This is a genomic window from Meiothermus cerbereus, assembly GCF_051297115.1.
Taxonomy (GTDB): Bacteria; Deinococcota; Deinococci; order Deinococcales; family Thermaceae; genus Meiothermus; species Meiothermus cerbereus_A.
On sequence record NZ_JBEVAL010000094.1, the window covers coordinates 1 to 9,382 of the forward strand.

Here is a 9,382-nt window from a genome sequence, read left to right on the forward strand (position 1 = left end):
AGGAATGGGGCTGGGTATGGGTTTGTTCGGGTTCATGCTGTATATGATAAGAGCCTGTTGCTGTCCCAAAGGGCACTACTCTTAGTGCATGGCTTTTGTTTTCATACTAGATGTTGCGTAATTGGGCTGTTTCCGTATGAACCATTCGGGGCCTGGCATCCCAGCAGGCAGGAACAATGTGGATAAACCAATACCCACCCCCCCACCACGCCGCACCATGTCGCCATACGTTGGCAAAGCCCTCTGGCGCACCGGCCTGGTGGTGCTGGTGATGCTGATTTCTTCTTACATTCTGAACAATAACCTGTTGGGGCCCTTTAGCGCGTTTATTAAGGGGCCGCAGGGGGCCTCGCTCGATCGGCTAACGCGGGTGGTGCACCACTGGGGCTCGCCGGTGCCTGTACGCAACTTTCCACTGGTGGTTTTGCTAGAGCTCGAGCAACAAAGCATTGAGCAGCTAAGCCCCAACAGCCACCTCTTCGACCGGGGCCAGCTCGCCCAACTAACCAAGAAAATACTCGCCTACCAGCCTAAAGGCATCTTCCTGGACTTTGACCTGCGTTATCCCAGCAACGAGGGTGGGGTGTTGTCGGCAGGGGATCAGCAGTTACTCGCGCTCCTGAAGGGAGTCGGAACCCCGCTGCTGCTACCCGATGCTATAGCACTGGGCGAGCCCCTGAGCCGCTTGAGCCCCTTCCTGCACACCGTGAAGGCCCAGGTCTTCTACGACAGCGATGGGCTAACCCGCAAAATTCCCCGTCCCCGCCCGGGTCAGCCGGTCGCGGCCTCGCTGGGCCTGTACTGTTTGGGCCTGGGCTTAGATTTACGCGACGCCAATCGCTGTCAGCAGTCGGTCGCGCCAGGAAACCCAGGCTCTGAGGGCAAGCGCATCGTCTATCGTGAAATCAGGCGCTATGGATCCAACGCCACCGGAAGCCAGCTCTGGCCCAACCTGGTGGCAATGAGCGGGCTGGATTTCCTTAACGACGGGCTGGTGCTGTCCGAGGCAACCCAGGGGGCTTTGTTCCTGGTGGGGCGCACCTACCCCCAGGCCGACGACGTACACTTCACGGCAATTGGGCCGGTGCAGGGCGTTGACATTCACGCCAATGCCCTCCTGACCCTGGCTACCTACCGTAGTTTTTCCGAAACCCTGGGCTGGGGGCCGGTGCTGCTGGTGGTGCCGCTGGTGGTGTTTGTGGCCTTGTGGCTCACCTACAGCATTACCGATGGCTGGCTCAGGGCCAGTCGCTTCCAGGGCTTTGTGCAGGCCCTGATCGAAACCGCTGTGGCCGCCTGGTTTTTGTTTTTTGCCGGGGTGGTGATTTTGCAGTACACCGGGCACTTTCTGGATTACCTGTATCCCATTGTGGCCTTTCAGATGGGGGCCTTGTTCCTCAAGCTATTTGCCGGAGGGAAGAAAAATGAAAACAGCACCAGCGATAAAGGCCAGGAAGTGGCCGACAAGCTCAAGGAAGTTGTCCAGGGTATTGGCGACGGTTAGGGTTCTGCTCGCGCTGGTGGGTATGGGCACAGTGGGTCTGGCCGAGCCGGCCCGCCTCGAGCTCAGTGGTAAAGCCCGCCTCGAGCGCCCCGGCCAGGCAGTACAGACCTATACCCGTAGCAGTGGCCCGGCACTGGTACTAAACCTCGAGGTCGGCGACCGTTTATGCGTTACCGAAGGCAAGGGCCGCCTCCAGTATGGGGTGCGGGCTTTTACCCTGGAAGCCAGGGGAGCCGCTTGCTTCGAGGTTGCCCGGCCCCGGTCGCTCTGGCAAAGCCTGGTGGCCAGTTGCCAGGACATTGGGGTCTGCAAAAAGCGAGCTGAAGCAGCCTTCGTAAAAGAAGCCAAGAGCCGGGGCCTGGAGGAAAACATCCCGGTGCTCTACCTACCCACCGATTACCGGCTGGATACGCTTTATCTGACCGTGGCAGCCGGGCAAAGCCTGCGCCTACTCGAAAACCAGAAGGAACTCGCCCGAATTGAAGCCAGCAGCGAGGAGTTTGCAATTCCCAGTATCATGCTGCGCAAAGCCACACACCTCGAGGTCAGCAACCGCTCGGGGGTGGTGGTGTACCGGGCCCCCGTGCGCTGGGTATACCTTTTTGCCCAAGTGGAAGCCGAAACAACCCGCGAGGCCGCGCTGGCCCTCTGGCTTACCGGCTATATCGGCTATGCCCCCGCTGCCTACAGTTACCTTATGGCAACGGGCCAGACCGAGCTGGCCCACATCCTGGCAGCCCAGATTCGGCAGGAGTTCCGGGGAAGTTACCGCTAAGCGCTTTTGAAGGTGGTTCCAGGGCAGCCCCAGCAGGCCTTGCGGCCAGCAAAAAACCCCCTGCAAACCCCCACCATTTCTGATACCCTACTCGGCATGGACTTTGTGTTGAACCTGCTGTTGATCGCTGTCGGTATCGTGCTGTTGTACTTTGGGGGTGATGCGCTGGTAAAGAATGCGGTGGTGCTGGCCCGCACCTGGGGCATCAGCACCATGGTGGTCGGCCTGACGGTGGTGGCCTTTGGCACCAGCAGCCCCGAACTGGCCGCGAGCCTGGCTGCCGCGCTCACGGGTAGCCCGGACATTGCCATCGGGAATGTGGTGGGTTCCAACATCCTGAACATCCTGCTCATCCTGGGGGTCACAGCGCTGGTGGCACCCATCCGGGCCCAGGCCCAGTTCATCAAGCGCGAGGTGCCCATCATGATTGGCGCATCCTTGCTGCTGTTCGTGTTTCTGCACACGGGTGGGCAGGTAGGGCGCTGGGAAGGGCTGGCGTCGGTGGTTCTGCTGGGGCTATATATCTGGTTTTTGTACCGCAGCAGTGCAGGCGAGAACCCTGAGGTGCTTAGTGAGTTCGACCAGGAGTACGGCCAACCCGCCAAAGCGGGCTGGCAAACCTATGGGGGGATCCTGCTGGGTCTGGTGCTGCTGGGGGTGGGGGCCCGCCTCCTGACCATAGGGGCGGTGGAGCTGGCCCGGGCCTTCGGGGTTCCCGAGCTGGTGATCGGCCTGACCATCGTGGCCCTGGGCACCAGCCTGCCAGAGGTAGCTGCCTCCATCACCGCGGCCCTCAAGCGGGAGCCGGACATCGCCCTGGGCAACATTGTGGGCTCCAACGTGTTTAACATCCTGGGCATTCTGGGCATTACCGCCCTGGTACAGCCCGTGGGCCTGCCCTGGGAAAACATCCAGCGCGATATGTGGATGATGCTGGCAGCCAGTGTGCTGCTATGGCCGTTTCTGGCTACCGGATACCGCCTGGGACGCCGGGAGGGCGGCGTTTTTCTGGGGCTGTATGTGGCCTATGTGGCTTTTTTGATCCACAGTACTGCTCAGCGCAACGTGGGTTGATGCGCCTGGGCCAGCATGACGATGGCCCGCTCCAGAGCTAGACGCATGTCCCTGCCGGTTTTTGCAGCTTGCTCGGCCTCCATCAGGATTTCCAGAGCCCGCGTTACAGCCTCGCCCGACATCTTTTTAGCCAAAAGAAGGGTCTGTTTGGCAGCGTAGGGGTGCATGCCCAGGGCGCTGGCAGCCACGCCCTCCCCCATCATGGGGTCGTCCTGCAACAGCGCCCAGGCCCTGGCTACCCGCACATACTGCCAGGAAAGCGCCCCTAAAATCCGCAAGGGGTCTTCGCCCCGCTCCAGGAGTTCGCGGGCGTACTTGACAGCCTGCATGGGTTTGCCCTCGGTGGTCGAACGCACCAGATCAAAACCGGAGATGGGGGTATCCAGCGCTGCCAGGGCCTGCACCTTCTCGAGGGTGATGGGAGCAGAAACAAACCTGAGTTTTTTTAGCTCCTGGTCGAGGGCCTCGAGGCCCAGGGCGGGGTTCTCGGCGCTGCTTTTGCCCCCCACCAGCCCCGCCAGATACGAGGCAATGGCCCCTGGCAGCTTGAGGTCGTAGTGGCGGGCGCGGTTGACGACCCAGTTGGTCATTTCCTTGGGGCCCGGGGTGGGGTGGTCACGCCGGGTGGCCTTTTCGGCGTACCACTTGCTGCGAGCAGCCGTAGGCCGGGGGTCCAGCAGCAGCACCACCGCATCGGGCGGCAGGCTCTCCAGCACTTCCTTGAGGGGCTTCCATTCGGCTTCGGTTAGGTCGCGCAAATCTACCAGAGCGCCCCCTGGGCCAAACAGTCCACCGCTGGCCTCCTGGGCCACCAGGGCGGGCTCGGGGGGCATTAAGCGTTGTGGCAAACCCTGCAAGCTGGCCTCTTGCAGCAGGGCTTCTTTAGCCAGGAAGCTATCGCCTGTAAAAACCTGAATCATCTACCAGGGCAGAATACCAGAGCCGTCTGGAGGTGGCCCGCTCCAACCCAGCCCACCTCGCCACGGGTTCAAACCGCGGGCTCAGGGGCCGGCTCGGCCTGTTGCGAAGGCAACTGGGCCACCTGATCCGGTTTATGCCCAGGCTTGGCTTGTTTTTCCGCCTCTGGCTTGACCCCCTGGGTAACGGCATATTCCCACCAGAGCTGCAAAAGCTGGGGCTCGAGGTCGGCCACCATTCCTTGCAGGCGGACCAGCTCGTTGCGGGCCAGGCCGTTGTTGATGACCACACCCACAGGTTTCAGGGTGAACTTGGCCCATGCCTCCCCGTCGCGGGTCACAAAAATGTGCGGTTTTTCCTGGGCGCTGCCCGACTTGACATAAAAGCGAAAACCACCCCGGCGCATCAGCGTCAACATGGTGTAATTGTACCGGGCTCCCCCAGAAAGCTGCTGTGCTTCTGACCACCTCGAGCGTTACGTGCTGGGGTGGCCCCAGGATGCGCCCCCATCGGAACCGCTTCAACAACCCTTCAGGCCACCTTTTGCTGGCATATTTCGTATAGATTGAAGTCTGGTGGATAAGGGTCTGCGGCTTCTGATTGTGGTGGCCCTGCTGGGCAGCTTCACGCTTTATAGCTGGCGGGGTTTGGGTGAGGTATTTCGCGAGCGTGGGCGTTACACCGACGCACTGGGGTTAATTCCCGCCGCCACCCCACCCTTACGCTTTGGCGTACCCTCGCTACAAGAATTGGTAGTGCGCTACCACCTCGAGCCCACCCAGGCCACCTGCGCACTGTGCCACATCGGCAAAGAAAACACCAGGCAGTTCAACCCCTTTGGCCGGTATTATCAGGCCATCGTGCACAGGCTGCTCAACGAGACCGTGGCCGCCGACAGCCCCGAGGCCCGCAGCATCTTCCAGCTTAGTGTGGCGCAAATTCGCCAGGCCATCCAGGAAGTCACCCAGGATGGGCTCGATTCGGATCGGGATGGATTTGACAACGACCTCGAGCTCTTGTTCGGTTTTCGGCCAGGCGAGGCCCAGTCCAGGCCAGACCTGGAGGCACAAACCCTCCAGCGCTACCGCAAACGCCTGCGGGAACTCGCCAAAGCAGGGCAACTGGAAGCCCGGCTGCACATGGAAAACCCGTCGAAGAAAGGCTTGCCGGCACAGGAGGCCACCCTGACCTTTTGGGGTTTTACTCAAGACCAGAAACCCCTGGTGCGGCTGGAACGGCTGATGCTTTACAAAGCTGCCCTTTCCAAGGAATAGAGCGCTCTTCACAAATATTGAGCTACCCACAACTTGATTGCTTTGTCCTGCACAGCACAGTGGAGGCCTGTGGGGAGTGGGTTAAGGTGGGGTTCATTTAAGCCGCTCCCCGCAAAACGGGGAGCGGGTCGGGGCGGTAGCTGCAAGACTAGTCGGCTGCCTGGGGCCGGGGGGTTCCCTTCTGCTCGCCCCTCAGGAAGAACAGCAGCCCCAGCACAAAGGGGATCAGGGCCATCCAGAAGCTGGGGTAGGGGTAGAACAGGGCCAAAGCCAGCAAACCCATCACCCAGCTTTCCCAGCGCCGCAGCGGGTGACGGGTGTAGCCCACCGTGGCCGCAGCCAGGAAAACAATGGCTACCGCCGTAAAGAAGAAGCGCTCGAGGATAATCAGCCACCCCTCGATCCCCGGCACATTCTGCAGCACCGGCAAGACGAGCAGGCCCGTACCGGTAAAGGAGAGCAGGAAGAAGAAGCCGATGATGTATTTTGCCAGCGCCACCCGTGCCGCATACACCCCGGTCAGGATGGGGTTGGTTTTGAACACCGAGGCCGCCGCATAACCCGAAAGCGCTACCGGTGGGGTGACGTCGGCCAGCACCGCATAGTAGAAGAGGAACATGTGGGTCGCCAGGGTTGCGGCCAGCACAGCCTGCTGGGGCTCGAGGCCATAGCCCTGGAAGTTGGCAGAGGCAATTTTGATGATGGCTGGTGCTGTGAGCGAGGCGGTGAGCACGTAGGTCGCCGTAGGCGGCACCCCCATCCCCAGAATCAGGCTAAAAACCGCCGTAACCAGCGTCGCCAGCAACAGGCTTTCCCCCGAAACCTGCTCCAGGAAAATCGAGAACTTGGAGGGCAGGCCGGTAATCACCATCATGCCGAAAATCAGGTTGGCCGCCACAATGGCCGAACCGATGGGAATCAGCTGGCGAAACCCCTCCACCAAGCCCTGGGCAATGGGTTCGATGGCCGCGCGCAACTTGCCTGCGGCCGCGGCAGGGTACACAAACGTTCCCAGGAGCAGCCCCAACACCGCCAGCGTAATGGGCAGCACCGGGATGTTGCCCAGGTTCCACCCCGCCAGCAATGGGGTCAAACTACCCACAACGCCCAGAACAATGCCCAGGGGCAGACCAATCTTGTAGGCCGGGCCCTGCATGGCCTCGTTCAGCGGGGCAGGCCGCAGGGTAGGGTCGAGGTAGGCGATTAACACAAAGGCCAGCGCCGCCAGGTAGACCGCTGTAGCCACCTCGGTTCCCAGGTAAAGCAGCGTCACGATTAAAACAATCGGGATAAAAATGATGCTGTAGCGCAGGGCGTAGCGTCGCCCCAAAGGAATATCCGCTCCCACCGGCGGTAGCTTGGCCTTACGGGCATAAAACTCGTTGAAGGTGAGAATCCCTACCAGATACAGCATCATGGGCCCCAGGGCCATAATCACCACCCAGAGGTAGCTGATCTGCAGGATTTCCACCATCACAAAGGCGATGGAGCCCAGGACTGGCGGCGTAATCAGGGCAATGGTGCCGGCGGTGGCCACCAGGCCGGCGGCCGTCATCTTGTCGTAGTTGGCTTTTTCATAAAGGGGCTTGGTCAGGGTGGCTACAAACTGGGTATCGGCAGCCCCAGAACCGCTAAACATACCCATAAACACCGAGGCGATGCCGGTTACCCGGCCCGGGGTCTGGGGGGTGCGGCCAACCATGGCCAGGGCCATATTGGCCACCACCTTGCCCAGCCCCAGGGCTCCGATGAGTCCCGAGAGAATGGTGAAGTAGACAATATATTTGGCCGAAACCCCAGTGATAAGGCCATAGATGCCGGCCTCGGTTTCGTTGAAGGTTTTGCCCAGGATCAGGTCAATGCCGTTTTTGGCCCCCCGGAAGGTACCTGGCACATACTGGCCGTACATGTTGTAGGTCAGGAAAATAAGCACCAGCGAGGGCATGATGGGACCCAGCAGCCTGCTCACCAGCCCCAGCACCAGAATGATGACGGTGAAGGACATGGCCATATCCCAGCCCGCGGGAATTACCGCACGGTTGACCAGTTCTTCGTAGTAGCGCACCTGGTAGGCCCAGGGCGCAATGGCCAGTAAAGCTGCGGCTATATCGGCGTAGCGCCGCAACCGGGGCAGCAGGTTGGGGCCTACCGCAAAGGCCCAAGCCAGCGTGCCCATTAGCTTGCCGAGCAGGGGAATATCGACCCCAGGTACATTAGGCACCCAGAAGGTGTACAAGAACGGCAGCGACAAAACCAAAAAAACCCAGGAGCCCACGGTGGGCCGGGCGGCTTGAAGTTGCGAGGTGATTAGGTAGCCGGCCACCAGCAACAGCAGCACGTGGGTGGCCCGTCGTAGCTGTACCTGATCCAGAATGCTGATATTCTCCCGACTCAACGGCGTGAAGGGGTGAAGCACCAGGTACAAGCTAAACAAAGCCGCCACCAGGAGGATGAACCAGATGATGCGTCCCAGCAGGGTGGTTCTACCTGCACTGTCTTTAGGTATCTCCATAAACCAACCTCCAAAAACCTGCTATGTGCGTGATTATACCGGGCCTTTTAGCTTCTGCCGGGATTGCCTTTTCAAGCCCCGACTGCTATGAAAAAGCTCCCCCAGGCTCGAGGGAGCTTACAAAAAAACTGACCCAGTTTAGCGAATGGCACCAACTTCACGCAGGTAGCGCACGGCGCCAGGGTGGAAGGGAACTACCATTTTCTGGTTGTACAGATCTACGGTGTTCTTGATGGTGGTGTCCCGTGCGGCAGCGGTGGTGGTCACCAGGGTCTGCAAGTTGCTAAAAACCGCCTTCATGATGGCCTCGGCCAGGTCCTCGGGCATGGAGGCTGGGCAGAGGAACACATTGCCGGTAAAGAGGGCGAACACATCATCTTTGGTGCCATAGGCGTTCTTGGGCAGCCTACCAGTGCTGATAATGCCGGGGAACTCCTTGAGCAGAAGTTGTGCGGTGGGGCCAGTGCGCGGCGAGTCGATGAGCTTGATCTGGTCGCCTTTGCGGGCCAGGCTCTGGGCCAGCTCGACTACGCTCGAGGTGGGCACACCCCCAACCCAGAAATAGGCGTCAATGGTGCCTTCGGAAAGGGCCTTGGCCGACTCTGCAGCGGGCAGGCGCTCGCGCTTGGCAAACTCACGCACATCCACCCCGGCCCCTTTGAGCACCAGAAGGGCCAGGTTTTCCGTGGAGGAACCGGGCTGCCCGGTCGAAACCCTTTTGCCGCGCAGGTCACCCACAAACTTGATGCCCGACTTTTCGGTGGTCACGATATGAATCAGGCTGGGGTACATGTAGAACATGATGCGCTGCATATCAGCCTTGCGCTGGGCAAAGCGGGGTTCCTCACCGGTGTAGGTAACCAGGGCCGAGTCGGTGGTGGCAAGGGCGCAGTAGTAGGTGCGGGAGGCGGGGTCGGTGCGGTCGCGCAAGAGCAGCAAGTTGTCGTAGGAGCCGCCCGTCTGCTGGGCTGTGGCGTCGGCAACACCCGTCTCGCTCAAAATCTTGGCGATAGCCTGCCCGTAAAAGAAAAATACCCCACCGGTGCTGCCTGTAGGGATAACCACCCTGGGACGCTGCTGAGCAAACGCCGTGCCTGCCAGCAGCATCAGAACAACCATCGCAAGTTTCCACAATTTCATTAGCAAACCTCCTAAAACCGGCTCGGGAGCGAGCATTTGGTCACAACAAAAAGTTGTATAACCACAAGTTTAGCTTCCGGCTGTGGACAGTTTACATTCTACATGTAACATGTCAAGAGACATAATGGGGAAGCAGGCTTTTATCATATACATCCACTAAGCCAGCGATAGAGGGGCATGGGATT

At 60.1% G+C, this 9,382-nt stretch carries 8 protein-coding genes; 4 read left to right on the forward strand and 4 right to left on the reverse strand.

What is annotated here, in order from left to right; all coding sequences use genetic code 11:
• Positions 1-217: 217 nt before the first annotated feature.
• The 3 genes from ABWU19_RS13420 to ABWU19_RS13430 all read left to right on the forward strand — a co-directional run bounded on the left by ABWU19_RS13420 (position 218) and on the right by ABWU19_RS13430 (position 3,353).
• The gene (locus tag ABWU19_RS13420; RefSeq protein WP_435902175.1) at positions 218-1,504 is read left to right on the forward strand and encodes a CHASE2 domain-containing protein; all 1,287 of its coding nucleotides are present in this window, start codon (positions 218-220) and stop codon (positions 1,502-1,504) included.
• Positions 1,505-1,526: 22 nt separating this feature from the next.
• Positions 1,527-2,279, forward strand: coding sequence for a hypothetical protein (locus ABWU19_RS13425; RefSeq protein WP_435902176.1), 753 nt, complete (start codon positions 1,527-1,529; stop codon positions 2,277-2,279).
• Positions 2,280-2,375: 96 nt separating this feature from the next.
• A complete protein-coding gene (locus tag ABWU19_RS13430; RefSeq protein WP_435902177.1) occupies positions 2,376-3,353 on the forward strand; it encodes a calcium/sodium antiporter in 978 nt (325 codons plus the stop codon).
• On the opposite strand, the gene holA is transcribed toward ABWU19_RS13430, so the two are convergent.
• The gene (gene holA, locus ABWU19_RS13435) at positions 3,335-4,273 is read right to left on the reverse strand and encodes a DNA polymerase III subunit delta (RefSeq protein ID WP_435902178.1); all 939 of its coding nucleotides are present in this window, start codon (positions 4,271-4,273) and stop codon (positions 3,335-3,337) included. The genes ABWU19_RS13430 and holA overlap by 19 nt on opposite strands.
• Positions 4,274-4,341: 68 nt before the next feature.
• Complete coding sequence (locus ABWU19_RS13440) at positions 4,342-4,689, reverse strand: DUF4160 domain-containing protein (protein ID WP_435902179.1); 348 nt, start codon at positions 4,687-4,689, stop codon at positions 4,342-4,344.
• 157 nt (positions 4,690-4,846) lie between these two features.
• On the opposite strand from ABWU19_RS13440, the gene ABWU19_RS13445 reads away from it, so the two are divergent.
• Positions 4,847-5,545 carry a hypothetical protein gene (locus tag ABWU19_RS13445; RefSeq protein WP_435902180.1) on the forward strand — a complete coding sequence of 233 codons (699 nt, stop codon included), beginning with the start codon at positions 4,847-4,849 and terminating at the stop codon, positions 5,543-5,545.
• Between the two features lie 148 nt (positions 5,546-5,693).
• Here ABWU19_RS13445 and ABWU19_RS13450 read toward each other — a convergent pair whose 3' ends face one another.
• Complete coding sequence (locus ABWU19_RS13450; protein WP_435902181.1) at positions 5,694-8,057, reverse strand: TRAP transporter permease; 2,364 nt, start codon at positions 8,055-8,057, stop codon at positions 5,694-5,696.
• Positions 8,058-8,195: 138 nt separating this feature from the next.
• On the reverse strand, positions 8,196-9,197 hold the full coding sequence (locus tag ABWU19_RS13455; RefSeq protein ID WP_435902182.1) for a TAXI family TRAP transporter solute-binding subunit: 1,002 nt from the start codon (positions 9,195-9,197) through the stop codon (positions 8,196-8,198).
• Positions 9,198-9,382 lie beyond the last annotated feature (185 nt).

Bases quoted from the DNA above. Each gene is read 5' to 3' on its own strand.
- ABWU19_RS13420 (WP_435902175.1), top strand. From the start codon at position 218: ATGTCGCCATACGTTGGCAAAGCCCTCTGGCGCACCGGCCTGGTGGTG.
- ABWU19_RS13425 (WP_435902176.1), top strand. From the start codon at position 1,527: ATGGGCACAGTGGGTCTGGCCGAGCCGGCCCGCCTCGAGCTCAGTGGT.
- ABWU19_RS13430 (WP_435902177.1), top strand. From the start codon at position 2,376: ATGGACTTTGTGTTGAACCTGCTGTTGATCGCTGTCGGTATCGTGCTG.
- holA (WP_435902178.1), bottom strand. From the start codon at position 4,273: ATGATTCAGGTTTTTACAGGCGATAGCTTCCTGGCTAAAGAAGCCCTG.
- ABWU19_RS13440 (WP_435902179.1), bottom strand. From the start codon at position 4,689: ATGTTGACGCTGATGCGCCGGGGTGGTTTTCGCTTTTATGTCAAGTCG.
- ABWU19_RS13450 (WP_435902181.1), bottom strand. From the start codon at position 8,057: ATGGAGATACCTAAAGACAGTGCAGGTAGAACCACCCTGCTGGGACGC.
- ABWU19_RS13455 (WP_435902182.1), bottom strand. From the start codon at position 9,197: ATGAAATTGTGGAAACTTGCGATGGTTGTTCTGATGCTGCTGGCAGGC.